We start from the raw sequence: 18,089 nt of genomic DNA, 5'->3' as shown, positions 1-18,089 counted from the left end.
TTTCGCTACCTCCACACCAGGCACTTAGGCCCGCTAATGCGGGCCTGTTTGGTTTTTAAACGTCTATCAGAGTGCATTTTTGGCAGGAATCAATTTAAACCGTTTAAGTAATCGATATAATGGCGCGGTTTTTAATCAATGAGCCTGATAATGGGCTCCCTGTTCAGTACTTAGGAGGCAGTTTGTGAGTGTCGATAGCCGCAAAGACTATCTTAATCAACCCTTAAATCAGCACACGGTAGAGAAGATTGGTGGTACGTCCATGACCAACTACACGGCTGTTAGGGACAATATTGTGCTGAACGCAAGCGAACTGTATCAGCGCATTTTTGTTGTGTCGGCCTACGGCGGCGTGACGGATGATTTGTTAGAGCATAAAAAAAGCGGCCAGCCGGGTATATATGGTCAATTTGCCAACGGTGTAAATGACGATAGCTGGCGCAAAGCCACGTTGGCTCTGCGTGAGCGCTTGTTTGGAATTAATGCTTCTCTCTTCAGTGATGAAGCCGGTTTGGCTGAGGCCAATGCTTTTATTGGCGAGCGTTTAGATGTCGCAGAGCATTGTCTCAGTGATCTGCAGCATCTGTGCGAACACGGGCATTTCTCTCTGCGATCTCATTTGGATACCGTACGCGAGATGCTCGCCAGCCTCGGTGAGGCACACAGTGCCTGGAATATGGCGGCGCTGTTACGTCAAAGCGAGGTTAATGCGATCTTTGTCGATCTCACCGCTTGGGATGATGACAAGCATCTGGATTTGGACGACCGTATTTTCCAGGCTTTTGAAACCATTGACCTATCAACTCAGTTGCCTGTTGTGACGGGTTATGCCCACAGCAAGGAAGGCTTGATGAAAACGTTTGATCGCGGTTATAGCGAAATGACCTTCAGCCGGATTGCAGTGGTTACTCGCGTAAAAGAGGCGATCATCCACAAAGAGTTTCATTTGAGTAGCGCTGACCCTCGCTTGGTTGGCGAACACAATGTTATCCCTATTGGTCGCACTAACTACGATGTTGCTGATCAGCTGGCCAATCTCGGAATGGAAGCGATTCACCCGCGGGCGGCAAAAGGTATGCGCCAGAGTAAAATCCCTTTGCGAGTGAAAAATACTTTCGAGCCAGATCACGACGGCACACTGATTACCGGCGACTATATAAGTGAATCGCCCCGAGTTGAAATTATCGCGGGTCGTAAAGGCGTGTACGCCATTGAACTATTTGACCAGAATATGACCGGTGCGGTAGATGAGTACGACCGTGAAATTCTCGCCGTCCTGAGTCGATTTAAAGCACACATCATATCCAAGGATGTTAACGCCAATACTGTGACTCACTACTTGGCGACTAACCTGAAGACCGTAAAACGTATCAGCGATGTGTTGGAAGAAACCTTTCCGGAAGCCGAGCTTGAGCAGCGCACGGTTGCCATTGTTTCCGCTATTGGCAGTGATATGCAGGTCTCGGGAATACTCGCTAGGACGGTAACGGCTTTGGCAGAGAAGAATATCTGTGTACTGGCAATGCATCAGTCTATGCGGCAGGTTGATATGCAGTTTGTTATCGATGAAGAAGACTACGAAGTAGCTGTTCAGAGCTTGCATGCTTGCCTGGTTGAATCCCAAAGCGTCCGCTAATATTCGCTCATGCCGCTAGGGGCATATCTCTAGCGGCGTATTTTGTGCGAAATGTCACAGTAATAATGTCACAAAAATATATTTTCGTTACCTATAGCCACGTTTTGGCGCAATTTGCCTCTGGCACTTGTCTTTGCATTGTCATATTGCTGTGTATAATGTTACCGACCGTATCGATTGTCTTTGAGGGGGAGGGAACTGTTGTGCACATAAGAATTATTCTTATATCGTGTATTCTGGCATCTGCATCTGTGGGGGCGAGTACTATCAGTGAGCAGGAGTTGTCTACGGCCAAGGCGGTGGTCGCAGATTATAAAGAGTTAAGGAAGTTCTGCTCAGGTACCGTTGGAGATGAGCGCAAAGAATGCTTTCGACACTTAAACGAGGCCAACGAGGCCTATCAGCAGGCGAAAGGTGTGCTTGCCAGTTTAAAAAGCCAAGATGTGACTAACCTGCATTTGGTTAGCCAGGCTTACTAGCTAGCCTCATTAAAAAAAGGCGCGTAGTCGTTGGGCTACGCGCCTTTTTTTGTTCGCTCGAAAAGCTATGGATGAACAGTTGCCTCTTCCATTTCCCTGTTGCTGTATTCGTAATTGGGACGAATACTTGGGTCGGCGTATTCGTGAGCAACATCGGCGACCAGCCGTCGCAGCCATTGGTGTGCGGGGTTGAAATGCAGTAATGGGCTCCAGGCCATGGTCAACTCTAGTGGTGGAATCACGAAGGGTGGTGGAGTGAAAATGAGGTTGGGGTTGTGTTTTTGGAGTTGTGCTGCCTTGGTCGGAAGCGTCACAATCAGTTCGCTCACCTCCGCCATTTGCAATGCAGCCTGGTAGTGACGGGTAAAAACGTTGATACGACGTTTTTCTCCAATGCAGTTGAGCGCGGCATCAACCCAGCCCAGCCGCTGTACGTCGTCTGGGTTTACGCCAACACCCACCCCCATTCCTGTTTTACTTACCCAGATATGTTGAGCGGCCATATAGCTTTCAAAGCTGAAGTGATCGGCTATGGAGTTGTCTTTGGCAAACACACAAGTGAAGTTGTCACGCCAGAGGAGTGTTTGGTAGAAACTTTGTGGAAGTTCATCGAAGCGGTTAATTACGAAATCGACAAAGCCCTGCTCTACGTCGTGTGAGCTGACATCGCTGGGCGCCATGATATCAATGGAAATATGCGGCGCGGCTTCGCGCAAACGTTCCAGAACGAGGGGCATTAATGCCGATTCGCCGTAATCGCTGACGGCGATACGGTAGAAGTGTTCACTTTTTTCCGGCGCAAACTGCGAAACGGGTTGAACGACCTGTTCTACTTGAATAAGTAGGTCACGGACGTGGGGCTCTAATTCCTGTGCTCTTTCGGTTGGTTTCATTCCTTCGCTGGTGCGAACCAACAACGGGTCATCGAAGAGTTGGCGCAAGCGCTTTAGTGCGTTGGACATTGCCGGTTGTGTTATTCCCAAAAACTCTGCCGCTCGGGTCACGCTTTTTTCACGTAGAAGCACATTTAGTGCCACCATTAAGTTGAGATCCACTCCGTGTAAGTTCATCGCCATTTCCACATCAGTTAAATTTATAGTAGAAGGTATACGCTTGTAAAAACACAGCGTCTAAGAGATAAATCAAATTAATGTGGAATAGAGGGAATGAAAAAGGATTTATAAAGCCGGTGCCCAAGTAAAGCGGTTAACCAAATACTATAAATAATTACTTCTGCATAATCTGCACGAATTAGCCAAATGTAATGGGCGATAGCCAGCAGGGCGATAAGGTATACAAGTTTGTGTAAATTTAGCCACTGCCGCCCGAGTTTTTTCCGCATTTTTTTGGTAGATGTTATGGTGAGAGGTATTAACAATAACCATGCGCTGAACCCCAGGGTAATATAGGGGCGATCAATAATATCGTCCCACACGTATTGCAGTGAAAGTGATTGATCGAAAACCCAGTAAATAGTGAAGTGTAAGCAGGCATAAAAAAAGGCGTAAAGTCCGGTCATGCGGCGTAATTGCATCACTTTTTTTACGCCAGTGATAGATTTAATTGGGGTGGCACTTAAACTAAGCAACAGGCAAATAAAGGCCCATTTTCCTGTTTCATGGGTGAGGGCTTCTACCGGATTTGCACCGAGTTGTCGGTTAAAAAACTGCCAACTTAGCAGAAGCAAGGGAATTAGCAGTGTAATAAAAGTAAATGGGCGTAACGGCATTAATAAAATGTTTTTAAGTTCATGCCGTTATAAAGCTGTGCGACATCGGCTTCATAACCATTAAACATTTCTGTTTTTACTTTAAATAATTCACCGATACGGCGTTCGCGCTTTTGGCTCCACCGGGGGTGGTTGGCATTGGGATTCACATTGGAATAAAAACCGTATTCCTCTGGTGCAATCATATTCCAGCTGGTTTGGGGTTCTGTTTTGGTAAAACGAATTTTGACAATGGATTTAATACTTTTGAAACCATATTTCCAGGGCACAACCAACCGAATAGGTGCGCCATTCTGATTGGGGAGTGATTTGCCGTAGAGCCCGACCGCCATAAAACTGAGCGGGTGCATTGCTTCGTCCATACGCAGACCCTCGCGGTAGGGCCAGGCTATGGTTTTGCGTTTTTGTCCTGGCAGGGGGAGGTCTGCGTTGTACAGGGTTTCAAAGGCTACATATTTGGCATCGCTGGTCGGTTCGAAGCGTTTCAGCAGGTCGGCCAGGGGAAAACCCGTCCACGGAATAACCATCGACCAGGCTTCTACGCATCGCAGTTTGTATATACGCTCTTCCAGCTCGTGCCCCGCCAGAATTTGTTCTAGGGTGAAGTGGCCGGGTTTTGCACATTCCCCCTCAACGGCAATACTCCAGGGCGTGGTTTGCAGCGCTGAAGCGCGCTCTACCGGATCAGTCTTGGCGGTACCCAACTCATAGAAGTTGTTGTATTGGGTTATATCGTTGTACGGGGTTAAGGGCTCGGGGTGTGTGTGGGTACGCTTGGCTACAGTCAGTTTCTGCTGTAACTCGGAGGCCTTTGCCTGTGCCAGTTGTGGTAAATAGCTGGCAAGCCCGATCGCACTACTTGCGCTTAGTCCAATAAAGTTACGCCGTGAAAGGTATAACTGCTCGCTGGTAACATCGTTTTCAGTAAGACCGTAGTGGCGATATTGGGGAATAAGCGGCCAGCGTAATTTGGGCATAAAGTGCTCTCGATAACAGGCAGAGGTTCTTTATAGAATAGCCTGCCGGGGCAAAGTTCATTCTTTTGGGAATTTTATTGAGCAATTCTCCTTGGAAAGCTTTTGCGCTTCGACAGAAAAATCCAGCGTTTTACGGAGCTGTTTGAATTCTTCGCCATGTTGACGCTTGGCCTGCTTGCGGTATTTACCCTGAATAAAACGTCGGATCTCGGTTTCGCTCTGCAGTATCAGACCAGGGACATGCACCGGCTTTCGTGTCTCTTCGTCTAGCGCAACCATGCTGAAGTAGGAGGTATTGGTGTGTTTGCTCAGGCCCTGCTTAAAATCTTCTGATTCGACGCGGATGCCCACCTCCATGGATGAGCGACCCACATAGTTTACCGAGGCATATAGTGTGAGCAGTTCGCCCACTTCCACGGGGTTAAGGAAGTTGACCGAATCAACAGAGGCGGTTACACAATAGCTTTTTGCGTGGCTGGCTGCACAGGTGTAAGCGATTTTATCCATTAGCGAGAGAATTATGCCGCCATGGACTTTGCCGCCAAAGTTGGCGTAGGAGGGTACCATCAGTTCTTTCAGAATAACTTGGGAATCTTTTACGGAACGGAATTGTTCAGTCACAGTAATACTCAATGTCGGTGAATTTAGATGCCCATTTTACTCAGGGAATCAATAATGTCGCGTATATAACGTTCGGCAATGGGGTGGCTAACGGCGAAGCGAGACTCCAGATTTGCGAGCAGGTCGGTGATTTCATTGCTGCTTCGCGTGCGTTCGATAACCTCCTGCAGGTTGGAACCCAGGTTTTCCAGCAGTTCCAGCGCTTCAACATCCGGGTTGTCGGCGTTGCTTAGCTCGTCGAGCAATTGGTTGGCGAGAGACTTGATGTTGCGGCTTTCGTCTGTCATGACTCTAACCTCATTTGGGTGGGGGCTGGGGAGGGCTGACAAGCCCTCCCATTCTTTTAATAAGCTTAGGTAGCAGGTTTTTCATGTAGGTTTGATTTAACCGAACCTTTGCGGTGGGAAAGGGCTGCCTCAAGTTTTTTAGCGGTTCCTGCAATGGCGGCATAGAGGTCTTCGTTCGAGGCGTGAACAGATACCGAAGCACCTAGGTATTGGGTTTGGGCCTCTACTTTTTGTTCGTGTCTTTCTACCGTGAGAATAACGGATAGGGCGTCCAGTTGAGGGAAGTGGCTTTGTACTTTGGTGAACTTATGATTTACAGATTCGCGAATACCTTCAGTGATTTCGACATGACGTCCAGAAATATTAATTTGCATAGAACCTTTCCTGTTTTTGTGCTTGAGCGCCGGGGAAGGCGCCCGTGGTAGGGGGTAAAAGAAGTATTGCCCCATGTATCTAAACTTATGGTGTTACGGGCAGTTTTTCAAGCTCTCCTGTCATGCTGTGTGACACTATTGTTAACGTTAAGTTGTTTTTTCTCGCTGTTTTGGCCTTGTCACAGCAGTATTTGTGGTGCAATGTTGCGCCCTGTTTTCACCTAGTGGAGTCGCCCATGCTGGATAAAAATCACCTTATCAAGCTCGCAAATATGACTATGCCCTTTGGACGGTATCAGGGCAGGGTGCTGATCGATTTGCCAGAAGAGTATTTGTTGTGGTTTTCACACAAAGGGTTCCCCTCTGGAGAGTTGGGGCAAATGCTTGCCCTGGCATTGGAGATTAAGATTAACGGTCAGGAAGCCGTGCTGGATCCTCTGCGCGATTATCCGGCTATTCACTAGTGCTACAACTCTCTCGCACGAAATCGGTACCTCTACAGCCGGAACAGGGTGGAATATTGCCAGTTTTCTTGAAATGCATTTCCTTGCCGCACTGGCGGCAGCGTAAGACTCCGGGGGCTGTCACCTGCCCTGTGTGGTAGCTGGAGCCCGATTCGGCCCACTCGGCCAGACGTGAAAATAAATCGCTGGCCCCGTGTGCCAGTTGTGCGGTTAAATCCAGAAAGCCGGCTTGCAGGTTTTCGCTTTTAAGCTTGATTTTTGCCTGCTCGCTAAGAGTGTGGAAGTGTTTTGCTGATTGCTCCAGGTCGCGTCGCAGGTAATACTTCAGGTGGGCGCTCTCCTTTTGAGTAATGTCGCCTACCTTAACGAAGTGCTCCCGAGCTGCTTCTATAGCCGTTTCCAATGCTTCCAGGGTTTTCTCGCTGGACTCTGAAAACAGCTCTCTGGCTTTGGAGGCCATTTTTTCGTAGCTTTGGGCCAGCGTTTTGTCATCCTTATCATTCATATTGGGTGTCTCGCACTGGAGAATATGACAGCTTTCATTAAAGTGTAGTCAATACTCCATATTGTCACCCTATCCGTATTATTATTTCGTCCCTTGCCATCAACACAATAAATAAAGGAGACGTAGCGATGAAAATGAAACTACTTATAGCCCTGAGCCTGTCTGCAGCAATGCTATGCAGTGCGCCAGTATTTGCGGACGGACACGTCGCGCTCAAGGTCAAACTTCAAGCGGCTATGGCCGATAAAAACCGCCCGGAAAAGCATGTACAGCGCGACGCAAACCGCAAGCCGCTGGAAACTCTTAGCTTTTTTGGTCTGAAGGACGATATGTCCGTTGTGGAGCTGGTGCCGGGCGGTGGCTGGTACACCCGCATATTGGCGCCAACTTTGCGGGAAAAAGGTAAACTGTATGTCGCTTATGGTGCCAATTGGATGGGCGACCTTCTCCAGCAGCCCGGTTTTGAAAATGTCACTCTGCTGGCTGCAGAGAGCAAGCTGTATAAGCCGGACGGCGAGCGGTTCTATAAATTGGAAAATATCGCAAGCAAAGCGACCAACGTCGATATGGTGCTTACCTTTCGCAATTACCATAATTTCGATGAAACCAGTCGTAAACTGCTTAACGATGAGGTCTACCGCATGCTAAAAGTCGGTGGCATTTACGGCGTGGTTGACCATACCCGTCGCCATATGGAGCCCCTCAACGGTGAAAACGGCCGTCGATTTGACCCAGTACTGGCGATCAAGGAGATTCAGGCGGCAGGTTTTGAATTGGTGGACTATTCCGAGCTGCACTACAAGCCAGTTGATGAGCTGAAGTACGAAGTTGGGAATAAGAATGTTACCGGCCGTACTGACCGTTTTACGCTAAAGTTTAAAAAAGTACAGAAATAGGTTGTGTCTGGGGGGATTATCGTTTCACCAATACAACTTAAGCCGGGTTTTTACTGCTTGGGATTTGGTTGTTATTGATCAAAATTTGACTGCCACAAATGTGAAATATTTCTGTACTATTCGCACCTGTAGCCATTTGGCCAAGAAGTGAAACCCGGAAAATGATTATGAAAATAAAAAATCCTCTCACCGAGATGTTTGGCCGTTCACCCATCAAGCCGATGGAAGAACATATGACAGTATCAAAAAAGGCCGCTGAAAAGCTACTGGCCTTTTACGAGGCGAGTATTGCTAACAACTGGGAGGAGGCCGAGGCGTGTTACAACCGAATTAGCGAGTTGGAACACCGCGGCGACGAGCTGAAAAAGCAGATACGTCTGCACCTGCCTAAAAATCTGTTTTTACCAGTTCCCCGTTCAGACCTTCTCGATCTGCTAACCAAGCAAGACAAAATCGCCAATCGCTGCAAAGACATTTCGGGTTTGATGTTGGGCAGAAAAATGGTGATTCCTGGGCCGTTACAGGCCACTGTACGCGAGTATTTTGGCAGTGCTGTGGCAACTGTCGAGCAGGCTCACAAAGCCATTAATGAGTTGGACGAATTGCTGGAAACGGGTTTTGGTGGTCGCGAGCTGGATATCGTTGAGCGTATGGTCAGCGAGCTGAACGATCTGGAGCAAACCACCGACAACCAACAAATAGATATCCGCGCTGGCTTGTTTAAGCTGGAAGCTGAACTGCCGCCGGTAGAAGTCATCTTTTTATACCGCATTATCGAGGAAATTGGTGATCTTGCCGACAGAGCCCAGCGCACAGGCCAGCGCTTACTGCAGCTATTAGCTCGTTAACCTCTCATCTGAATTCTGAAATAAAAATCATGAGGAAACTTCATGTCAATTTTGGCTGAATACGGCACCATTTTGCTGGTGCTGGGCTGTATATTTTGTGTTTTTATGGCCTGGGGAGTGGGCGCTAACGATGTGGCCAATGCCATGGGGACCTCTGTGGGTTCAGGTGCATTAACCATTAGACAAGCGATTATGATCGCGATGGTGTTTGAATTTCTCGGAGCGTATCTGGCCGGGGGTGAAGTCACCTCTACCGTGCGCAAGGGGATAATCGATCCGGCCGTAATGGAGACCGTGCCACATCTGTTGGTGTACGGCATGCTTAGTTCGCTGCTAGCGGCGGGTGTATGGCTTGTTATCGCCAGTATTCTTGGTTGGCCTGTATCCACAACTCACTCCATTGTGGGAGCAATTGTTGGCTTTGCTTCAGTGGGAATCTCGGCGGATATCGTTGCCTGGGGAAAGGTGGGCACGATTGTCGCCAGCTGGGTAGTTTCACCGGTACTGGCGGGGAGTATGTCCTTCCTGTTATTTAAAAGCGTGCAGTGGCTAATTTTTAGCAAGCAAGACCCTGAGGCTGCGGCCCGCCGTTTTATTCCTGTCTATATGTTTCTGGTAGGGTTTTTGATCTCCATGGTAACCATGCTTAAAGGACTCAAGCATGTGCTGAAAGACAATGGGCTGAAACTGAGCTACCTGCAAAATCTCAGTATTGCCTTGGTGTTAGGGCTTATCGTTGCGGCCATTGGTTGTTACTTCCTGCGTCGTGTGGATACCAGCGGCGAAGTGGATCCGGATAATCGCTATGCCAACGTTGAAAAAACCTTTGCCGTGCTTATGATCTTCACCGCCTGCTCCATGGCTTTTGCTCATGGTTCTAATGATGTGGCCAATGCCGTTGGCCCATTGGCCGCAGTGGTAAGCGTGATTAAGTCTGGCGCTATTGAGTCGAAGTCAGCAATGCCCGGTTGGGTGTTGCTGCTGGGTGGTTTCGGCATTGTAGTTGGTCTGGCGAGCTACGGTTACAAAGTGATTGCCACTATCGGACGAAAAATTACCGAGCTTACCCCAAGTCGTGGTTTTGCCGCAGAGCTGGGTGCCGCCGGTACCGTTGTTGTGGCTTCCGGTATGGGGCTGCCCATCTCTACCACTCATACGCTGGTTGGCGCAGTTCTCGGTGTCGGTTTAGCTCGCGGAATCGGCGCGCTTAATCTGGGTGTGATTGGTTCAATTTTTATGTCCTGGATTGTAACGCTGCCCGCTGGCGCCTGCCTTGCGATAGTGTTTTTCTTTTTGTTTAAAAGCATTTTTGGAGCCTAATGTCGTATTTCGGGCGCATGGAAGCGCCTAGTCCTTCTCCTTAATATTGTTCTCACGCTAATTCATCTCCAGCTCCGCCGGTTTTATCCCACGTCCTTATACGTCACCGCATAGGTCCTTTTTAGGCAGCGCATTCAAACCGCCTTAACCAAGACAATATTGTCAGGCAAGAGCGATCTCGCCGTGGAAAATGAAATTGTTTTTATCGGCGATTAAATTCTGTCGCACAACAACACACAAACAATTTCCAGCCAATGCTTCGCTTGCGTGTGTTTGTTCTATTGTTTTGCAGTGTGATGGGAAAACGGATTTTCTGAACTATTTACCCGCCAAAATTCCGCCGGGCACTTGCAATATGAACGTTGTTTACATATATTCACGGCGTATATTTACGGTGTGTATATTTTGGTGCCATCACGTTTCTTGTCGGTTTCGACAGGGATTTTTCGTACATGGAGTGGGAGTTCACCACAATGAATCGATTTAGCCTGATCTGGGCAAGCTGGGTTGTGAAATACCGGTTTGCGATATTACTGATAACCGCGTTGCTAGTCGCCTTAGCGCCGCTATCGTTTAATCGTCTGTATCACGACAATTCAAATGAAAGTTATTTCGTCGAAAACGACCCCAACCTCGTTTCATTTAATAAGTTGGTCGACCGTTTTGGAGACCCGGAATACCTCATTCTCGGTATCGAAGCGAGAGAGCAGGATGAAGATGTCTTTAACGTAGAAACGATTCAAATGGTTCATGCGTTGACCGAGTTTCTGGAAGATCATCGTCACGTTACGCAGGTACGATCTCTGAGTAAATACCAATATACTCACGATGATAATGGGATGATGGCCACGGATGATTTGTTTGAATATGTGGAAGACCTGGCGGAGGAACCAGAGTTGTTGGCCGATGCTCGCGAGATTATGGCGGGCGAAAAACTGGCGCTGGATTTATTATTAACGAGCGATTTTAAGCATACCCAGGTCATGGCGCGTACGACCTATCGCCCAGGCGAAAATGCGCACAATGTAGAGTTGACACAAGAGCTGCGCAATTTTGTAGATGCTCAAGGCTATCGCGATCAGGGTTTTAATATCCATATGTCTGGTATGCCGGTCATCGGCGAACGTTTCGAAACTCTAACGCAAACGGATATGGCCTGGATCAACCCCACCATGGGTATCATTATGGTGGTGATTTTATTTATTATCTTCCGGTCATTTTTTGCAATGAGCATTCCCCTCGTCGTGATATTAATGACAATGCTACTAGTGACCAGTATTCAAGGATGGTTGAAATTCCCCTTTACAGCAGTGAACTCAGCACTTATTCCCACCGTAATTATTCTCAGTATTGGTACTTGTGTGCATGTACTCGTGGAGTTTTTTCAGTTTCGCTATTCTGGAAAGACGCCAAAAGAGGCTGCCCAGGGTACCGTAAATGATCTTTTCTATGCGGTTTTATTTACCTGTGTAACAACCGCCTTGGGTTTTATTGCATTATCGGTTACAGAGTTAAAACCGGTACGAGAGTTTGCTCTGCTGGCAGCAATTTCGCCGCTTATTATCTTTTCGCTCGCAATGAGCACGCTACCCGCAATACTGAGTTTTGTACCTTGGGTTCCACGCAGCCAGAAAAATCGCATAACCGCAGATAAGAGCCAAACGGTTGAAACGATCCTCACGCGAGAGCAGGGCGCAAAAGAAACTCCAATGCTATGGCTTACGCACCACATACCTTTTTTCACGCTGAAGCATCGTCGCTGGATAGCCGCAGTCGGCGCGCTGATTACCCTTTTTAGTTTATACAGTGTTTCCCATATTCGAGTGGATGCAAACGTTGTCAATTATTTTAAAAAGGACAGTTGGATAAACAAAGATTTGTTCTACTTTAATGATAATTTTAAAGGCATTAGTAATCTTGAAGTAATTGTCGATACAGGAGAGGAAGGCGGAATAAAAGATCCTGTGATTCTTCAGCGAGTAGACGCTTTACAGTCTTGGTTTACTTCGTTTAAAGAAACAGGTAAACCAACCTCTGTAGTCGATTTTTACAAACAGATAAACCAATCGTTAAATGAAGACAATACGGACTTTTATCGACTGCCCAGCTCTCGGGAAATGGCGGCGCAATTTCTATTGGTGTACGAAAGTACTGGGCCAGACGAAGATTTAACTGACCTTCTATTTGAAGATCGTTATATGCGTATTCGAATCCCCATTGTCAATATGGATGAAACGGCGACTACGCACTTAATTAACGATTTTACAGAAGGGTTGGGGCGGAATTTTGCCGATTTGGATCTGGAGCTAACTGGCAATCTCATTATGAATAATGCCCAGAACCGTTATGTCAATAATGGTATGTTTCGGTCGTTTGGTATTGCAATCATCACTATTGGCGTATGTTTTATTTTCCTCTTCCGATCGTTTAAGTACGGCATTATTGCGCTGGCGCCAAGTATTGTTCCAGTGCTATTAACGGGTGGGTTGGTATCTTACGCCGGGATTGCAATGGATTTGGGAACGATGATCGTGGGTGCGATGACGATTGGGATCGCAGTGGATGACGCGATTCATCTGATGAGCCGTTACCTGTTGATGCGCAGGCGCGGGTTTAATGTGTACGAGGCGATTCAGTTTGCTATGAATAGCTCTGGTCGTGCAGTCGTGTTGACGTCCATAATTTTAGTAACTGGGTTTTCTGTCATGCTGTTGGGGTCGTTTGTTTCCTATATTTACGTCGGCCTATTCTCAGCCATGATTATGGTAATGGCTTTGATCGGCGATATTATCGTTATGCCCGCGCTCTTGTTCTTGGTTGATGGTGATGAAAAGACATTCGAATCGGCAATGGATTCCAGAGATTTGTCAGTAAAAAAAACGGTGTTGGAAAAAAAATCTCAAAAAAGCCAACGAAAATTGGCTGCTGAATAGGAGTGAAAAAATGAAACACATTATATTGACTTGGGTTGCTGTGATTTCGCTAGGGTTGAGTGGCAGCGCCATGGCAGAAACTGCAGCCGACATTATGAAAAAAGTTGATGAACGCTACACCGGTGACACAAGTAATTCCGAAGCAACACTGGTGTTGATCGACAAGCGTGACCGCCAGCGCGTGAGAGAGCTGAGTATGTTTTCAAGTGAGAATACAGAAGTGGAAAAATCCATTATTTTTTTTCGTTCTCCCTCCGATGTTAAAAATACGTCCTATATGGCCTATGACTGGAGTGATGAAAGCAAAGAAGATGATTCTTGGTTGTACCTTCCGGCTTTAAAAAAAGTGCGCCGAGTTGCGGCATCGGACGAGTCGGGAGCATTTATGGGGAGCGATTTTAGCTATGCCGATATTAATGGCACAGATTACGAAGACTTCGACTACACACTTGAGAATGTTAGTGACCCAGTCGAGGGCTTCGACTGCTGGGTTATTAAATCCACGCCTAAAAATAGATCCGTGATAAAAGAGACGGGGTATTCGGAATCTATTTCGTGGGTGCGAAAAGACAGTTATATGATGGTTAAATCCATTATCCAGGTAAAAAAAGGTAAGCGCACAAAATACTTTTCAGCCAAAGATATCGAAAAAATTCAGGGCGTCTGGACAGCCAAAACTCTGCAAATGGTGACAACACGGCAGGGCGCTCGTGAGCACAGCAGCGTGTTTAAAATCCAAAATATTCAGTACAACAAGGGCGTAGACGAAACCCTATTCGATACTCAGGCGATGCAGCGGGGGATTTAGGATGAATGGAGTTGATCAACGCTGGTTAACGGCCATTCCACTGGCATTATTCCTACTTCAGGCGCAGGCGCAGGATGATTTTTTTAGCAGCGTCGATGTTGATTTGGATGCTTCTTCTGAGGATAAGGCTGTGACATCAGAGGTGTTTAGCTATCGAGGTTACATCCAGCTTATTGGCAAGTACGGCTGGCAAACGCCGGATCAAAATCTCGCCTTTGAGCGCGATGAGACAGGGTTAGACCGCGTGCGCAGTGATGCGTTTGTCGAATTTCGAGGTCAGCTAAGCGAGAGTTTGAATTGGCAGCTTAGTGCAAAAACGGAATTGGATTGGTATCAATGGCAACAGGGGGATGCCCGGTGGCAACTTCATCGGGAACAGCTGCGTCTGAAAGACGCATACCTCGATGCGACGCTAGAAAATGGCGTCTGGTTGCGTGCCGGGAATCAAGTGTTAGCCTGGGGAGATTCGGAGGGATTGAGTATTATTGATATCCTCAGCCCCGTGGATTCTCGCGAACCTGGCCAGGCCGAATTACAGGATCTACGAGAGGCTGTGCCGGCACTTATGTTGTCACTGCCTACGGGTGACAGCGTGGTAACGGCGGTTCTAACCTACAAGGCCGATCACAATCGCTATGCCGATAAAGACCAAATGTTTTATCCCTACATTGGCTTAAAGGAAAGCGGTTTGGCTATTCATCATCAGCAGCCTAAGAACCAGTGGGAATACGCACTCAAGTGGGACCTTCAGTTGAACGGTGGTGATATATCGGTTATTGCTGGCGATGTAAACGACAATGAATTTTCACTGTTTGAAATAGACCTCGAGCAAATGCCTGCCACCTTAATGTTCGAGCAGAACCGGGTGACCGTGGTTGGTGCTGGCGCGAACCGTGTGATCGGGAGTTGGCTGTTTCGTGGTGAGCTAGCGCGTTATTGGGGGCAAGCGGTGGAAGTTCATGAGCAGTATGCTTGGCAGCATCAGAACCAGTGGCGCAGTATGGTGGGCGTCGAGTATTCGGGGGTAAATGACTTAACCATTAATTATGAGATCAACAGCATCTATGCGCCGGAAGTGCTGGGTATCGATACACCGGCACCGGCTGAAACAGAGCAGTGGCAAATAGGTCATGTTTTTCGAATACAGCACACGGCGTTAAATGAACGCTTAACTAACCAGTTCTGGGTGCTGGCAATGGTTGCCGACGCAACGCAGGTCTTTCGCTGGGATATGAGTTACGATCTTTCTGATAGTTGGGCGCTGGCAATTGCCGCAATTGCCTATCAGAACAATAGCCGGTCATCAACGTTATATCCTTTCCGTAAAAATGATACGCTTAACGGTTCCGTTACCTTTAACTTTTAAGAGGCTTTGCATTTGCAAGAAGGTACACCAACCAGACCGCAGGGCAGCTATCACCACGGCAATCTAAAAGAAGCCTTGGTGGATGCCTATTTTGAACTGCTAAAAACCATTCCTGCAGAAAAACTGTCTTTGCGAAAACTGGCATCCCAAGTGGGTGTTGCGCCTACGGCGGTATACAACCATTTCTCGGACAAAGACGCGCTTATGTCAGAAATTGAGCTGCGCTGTATTAAGCACTTTACTGCCTACCTGAGATCCAACTCCTGCGCTGAGGAAGAGCCGGAGAAGCGTATTTGTAACCTGGGGCGTGCTTATTTTCAGTATTCGGTGGATCATCCAAAGTATTTCGAGTTAGTTTTTTTAGACGAGACCTCAGAGGAATCTATCACCGAAGAACTGTTGGCAGCCGGTATGGCGGCTGAAACTGAGGTGCGTGATGTAATATGTGCATTGTTGGAAAAGCACGGGGTGGAAACTTCGCAGTACAATACAGGGCTTGGCACTTTTGCCTGTTGGTCTATGGCGCATGGTGTTAGCCTGCTGGCTGCAAAGCACGTTAATCACGCAGCCTGTATGGAAGGTCGGTGGCCACCGGAATTTATGTTGAACGATAGAGAAATGGTGAAGTCTTCGTTTAGCGCTATTTCGGATGTGCTCGTTGCTGGGATTCTCGCTGCTGTGCAAAAAAAAGGTGTGTAAAACACATTTTTAATTCGCTGTGCACTGTAACGTTTTCAGAGCTTGTTGGGAGGGGGCTTACCACCGAAGCGCGATTGTCAGCAAACTTTACCCGGGGCTGGTAGCCCGAGCAGCGTGGCCATCAACATGAAGACGAAACCCCTTTAGCCGAAAAAATATCGGCTATTTTTCACTTTAATATTAAGTTTTTATATGTCTTTAACTCATTTTATTGCACACCGTGTACAACGCTTGTCCCCTTCTGAAAGCTGCAAATTACAATTGCGCAGCGAACCTTTTGGTTTGAATGGGAAAATCGAAGAAATTTTTCGTGAATTGAAACAGTCCTATTTAAAGCGCCTGGGCAAGCAATACGGTCGTTTTTCCGAGGATATTGGGCAGTTTCCACTTTCCAGTTGGTTGACCGAATTACTGGAAGACAAAATGGCCTTTGCCAGTTTTACCGAAAATCTGATGAAGCATTTAAATACCACCTTCGATTCTGGAGAGTTCGCACTGGAAGGCCACTTTTTTATTGGTCTGGAAACGCTCGAAGTCGGTTCCAGCCTCTATTGTTTTTGGGTTCACCAGAACCAGGCCGCAGCCCTGGATGGCGAACTCAATTTTAACGATGTGGTTACGCTGGATTCCGGTAACGTTGCCTGGGCAGCGCGAATTAACCTGGAGGAATGGCAGGGTGGGAATTCGCAACACTATCTGGGTGTTATCAGCTGGCGCGGTGAAAAAGAAATCTCGGATGCACTTTTGGATGTGCTGGGTTTTACCGATAAAGTGGATACCAAAGCTGATACCGAAATGTTTTTGGAAGCGGTAGAAAGTTATGTGGAAAAACTGCCAGAAGAAGACATTCCCGTAACACGTGGGAAAATTGTTGAATACTGTTTGGAGCAGGATAAGCGCGGGCAAGCGGTAGAGCTGCAGGAACTTTCCGAACAGCTTAACCACAGTGCGCCAAAAGAATTTCAGGAGCAGGTGCGGGCGAATAAACCCTTGTTAAAGAAACAATTTATTGCGGATCGCTCACAGGTCAAAAATTATGTGCGTATCAGCGGGCGAGATGAGTCGATCAGTATGAGTTTCGCCTCTGGTTGTTTAGGGGAAACCGTTGTATATGATGCCGATTCAGACAGCTTGACGATAAGAAAGATTCCTTCTGCATTGAAAGCCCGGTTGATGAAGCACCTTCGAGAGGGGTAGCCATTACCGTTTTTTCGCCGTGGCCTTTAGAGTTTTAAGTGTAATGGAGCTAAAATTTAACTGTCCACAAACGTATTTTTGGGGCGACAAAAAAGGGGCTTGCTATAGAGTAGCAAGCCCCTTTTTAACAAGCTAAAAGCTTAGTAGGTATAAACCAGGGTTACGGAAGTTTGAGTATCAGTCTTCTCTGTATCTTCCGGAACAACAGAATTATTCGTTACGGTAAAGCCAGTCTTAAGAGCAAAGCTACCGTTTAAGGTTGCGGTCAAAGCCGATTCGGCTTTTGTCTTTGAGTTCTTGTCAGAATCAGGCGTGTAGTCGGTCACCAGTGTTTGGGTGAATTTGGCGTTTTGGCTGATTTGCCACCGGAACTTTCCGGCCAGGTGGACAATTGCGGCTTTGCTAGTTTCTGTGGATTCTGCGCCTAATCTCTCCGGCTTGGAAAAGGACACACCTGGACCAGCACTGAAGTCAAGCGATGTATTTTCAGTTTCAAAAAGACGATCCGAGTAACCGCCAGCGATCGTACCCTGGTATTCGTAGCCACTGAACTTGTCGTCTTCATAAGAGCCGTACATAAACAGTCCGCGGTGCTCTTGATTCAATTTGTAATCACTCTGGGCGGAAAGGAAGTACTTCTCGGCGGTAACCTGGCTCTCTGTGATGGCGTCGGGGCCTTCACCTATTGTGGCCTCATTTTCACTGTATAAGCCTTCAACAACATAGTTATTCAACCAGTTATTCAGGTCGTGATTAATATTAAGTTTTCCCTTGAAGGTAGTGGAATCGGTATTACCGCTGGTAAGCAGTGTACCTACTTCCGCTTCTGCGCCAAAGCTTTTTGCTTCTTCTGCAGCAATTGTGGGTAGGGTGGTTAAAGAGAGTAGCAGAACAGCCAGTTTTCTCATGGATTATCCTTGTAACAAGTAAAGTGAGGTATAACAATATAG

General features: G+C 47.3%; 19 protein-coding genes. 11 read left to right on the top strand and 8 right to left on the bottom strand.

Annotated features, from left to right (window positions below):
* Positions 1–184 precede the first annotated feature (184 nt).
* Positions 185–1,636 carry an aspartate kinase gene (locus H5715_RS12710; RefSeq protein WP_075185408.1) on the top strand — a complete coding sequence of 484 codons (1,452 nt, stop codon included), beginning with the start codon at positions 185–187 and terminating at the stop codon, positions 1,634–1,636.
* 203 nt (positions 1,637–1,839) lie between these two features.
* Positions 1,840–2,115, top strand: coding sequence for a hypothetical protein (locus tag H5715_RS12705; protein ID WP_139309766.1), 276 nt, complete (start codon positions 1,840–1,842; stop codon positions 2,113–2,115).
* Positions 2,116–2,180: 65 nt separating this feature from the next.
* Here H5715_RS12705 and H5715_RS12700 read toward each other — a convergent pair whose 3' ends face one another.
* The 6 genes from H5715_RS12700 to hpf all read right to left on the bottom strand — a co-directional run bounded on the left by H5715_RS12700 (position 2,181) and on the right by hpf (position 6,103).
* The gene (locus H5715_RS12700) at positions 2,181–3,185 is read right to left on the bottom strand and encodes a LysR family transcriptional regulator (RefSeq protein WP_075185407.1); all 1,005 of its coding nucleotides are present in this window, start codon (positions 3,183–3,185) and stop codon (positions 2,181–2,183) included.
* 77 nt (positions 3,186–3,262) lie between these two features.
* Entirely contained in the window at positions 3,263–3,844 is a 582-nt protein-coding gene (locus tag H5715_RS12695) for a protein-methionine-sulfoxide reductase heme-binding subunit MsrQ (RefSeq protein ID WP_075185406.1), read from the bottom strand.
* The gene (gene msrP / locus H5715_RS12690; protein ID WP_075185405.1) at positions 3,844–4,821 is read right to left on the bottom strand and encodes a protein-methionine-sulfoxide reductase catalytic subunit MsrP; all 978 of its coding nucleotides are present in this window, start codon (positions 4,819–4,821) and stop codon (positions 3,844–3,846) included. The genes H5715_RS12695 and msrP overlap by 1 nt, the downstream gene beginning before the upstream one ends.
* A 57-nt stretch (positions 4,822–4,878) precedes the next feature.
* Positions 4,879–5,388: an acyl-CoA thioesterase gene (locus H5715_RS12685; protein WP_075185411.1), complete on the bottom strand. Its 510-nt coding sequence runs from the start codon at positions 5,386–5,388 to the stop codon at positions 4,879–4,881.
* 77 nt (positions 5,389–5,465) lie between these two features.
* Positions 5,466–5,729, bottom strand: a complete 264-nt coding sequence (locus H5715_RS12680) for a DUF4404 family protein (protein WP_185906529.1) — start codon at positions 5,727–5,729, stop codon at positions 5,466–5,468.
* Between the two features lie 65 nt (positions 5,730–5,794).
* Entirely contained in the window at positions 5,795–6,103 is a 309-nt protein-coding gene (hpf, locus tag H5715_RS12675; RefSeq protein ID WP_075185403.1) for a ribosome hibernation-promoting factor, HPF/YfiA family, read from the bottom strand.
* Positions 6,104–6,339: 236 nt separating this feature from the next.
* Between hpf and H5715_RS12670 the strand changes: the two genes are divergently transcribed.
* Positions 6,340–6,567, top strand: coding sequence for a DUF3820 family protein (locus tag H5715_RS12670; RefSeq protein WP_075185410.1), 228 nt, complete (start codon positions 6,340–6,342; stop codon positions 6,565–6,567).
* Here H5715_RS12670 and H5715_RS12665 read toward each other — a convergent pair.
* Positions 6,557–7,072 carry a zinc ribbon-containing protein gene (locus H5715_RS12665; protein ID WP_075185402.1) on the bottom strand — a complete coding sequence of 172 codons (516 nt, stop codon included), beginning with the start codon at positions 7,070–7,072 and terminating at the stop codon, positions 6,557–6,559. The genes H5715_RS12670 and H5715_RS12665 overlap by 11 nt on opposite strands.
* A gap of 128 nt (positions 7,073–7,200) precedes the next feature.
* On the opposite strand from H5715_RS12665, the gene H5715_RS12660 reads away from it, so the two are divergent.
* The 8 genes from H5715_RS12660 (at position 7,201) to H5715_RS12625 (ending at position 17,139) form a co-directional block, all read left to right on the top strand.
* Entirely contained in the window at positions 7,201–7,968 is a 768-nt protein-coding gene (locus H5715_RS12660; RefSeq protein WP_075185401.1) for a class I SAM-dependent methyltransferase, read from the top strand.
* Positions 7,969–8,135: 167 nt separating this feature from the next.
* Positions 8,136–8,816, top strand: coding sequence for a TIGR00153 family protein (locus H5715_RS12655; RefSeq protein ID WP_075185400.1), 681 nt, complete (start codon positions 8,136–8,138; stop codon positions 8,814–8,816).
* Positions 8,817–8,858: 42 nt separating this feature from the next.
* Positions 8,859–10,136: an inorganic phosphate transporter gene (locus H5715_RS12650; protein ID WP_075185399.1), complete on the top strand. Its 1,278-nt coding sequence runs from the start codon at positions 8,859–8,861 to the stop codon at positions 10,134–10,136.
* Between the two features lie 473 nt (positions 10,137–10,609).
* Positions 10,610–13,069: an efflux RND transporter permease subunit gene (locus H5715_RS12645; RefSeq protein WP_083608000.1), complete on the top strand. Its 2,460-nt coding sequence runs from the start codon at positions 10,610–10,612 to the stop codon at positions 13,067–13,069.
* A 10-nt stretch (positions 13,070–13,079) separates the two neighbouring features.
* Positions 13,080–13,877: an outer membrane lipoprotein-sorting protein gene (locus H5715_RS12640; RefSeq protein ID WP_083607997.1), complete on the top strand. Its 798-nt coding sequence runs from the start codon at positions 13,080–13,082 to the stop codon at positions 13,875–13,877.
* Position 13,878: 1 nt separating this feature from the next.
* Entirely contained in the window at positions 13,879–15,243 is a 1,365-nt protein-coding gene (locus H5715_RS12635; protein ID WP_075185397.1) for a DUF1302 family protein, read from the top strand.
* A 12-nt stretch (positions 15,244–15,255) separates the two neighbouring features.
* On the top strand, positions 15,256–15,942 hold the full coding sequence (locus H5715_RS12630; RefSeq protein WP_075185396.1) for a TetR/AcrR family transcriptional regulator: 687 nt from the start codon (positions 15,256–15,258) through the stop codon (positions 15,940–15,942).
* Between the two features lie 192 nt (positions 15,943–16,134).
* Entirely contained in the window at positions 16,135–17,139 is a 1,005-nt protein-coding gene (locus tag H5715_RS12625) for a nucleoid-associated protein (RefSeq protein WP_075185395.1), read from the top strand.
* A 140-nt stretch (positions 17,140–17,279) separates the two neighbouring features.
* Here the strand turns inward: H5715_RS12625 and H5715_RS12620 are convergent, their stop codons facing one another.
* Positions 17,280–18,047 (bottom strand): DUF481 domain-containing protein, encoded by a 768-nt coding sequence (locus H5715_RS12620; RefSeq protein WP_075185394.1) that lies wholly within the window; start codon positions 18,045–18,047, stop codon positions 17,280–17,282.
* Positions 18,048–18,089 lie beyond the last annotated feature (42 nt).

Source organism: Teredinibacter haidensis, assembly GCF_014211975.1.
Taxonomy (GTDB): domain Bacteria; phylum Pseudomonadota; class Gammaproteobacteria; order Pseudomonadales; family Cellvibrionaceae; genus Teredinibacter; species Teredinibacter haidensis.
The sequence above is the reverse complement of the archived record's forward strand: the minus strand, read 5'-3'. Positions and strand labels throughout refer to the sequence as shown.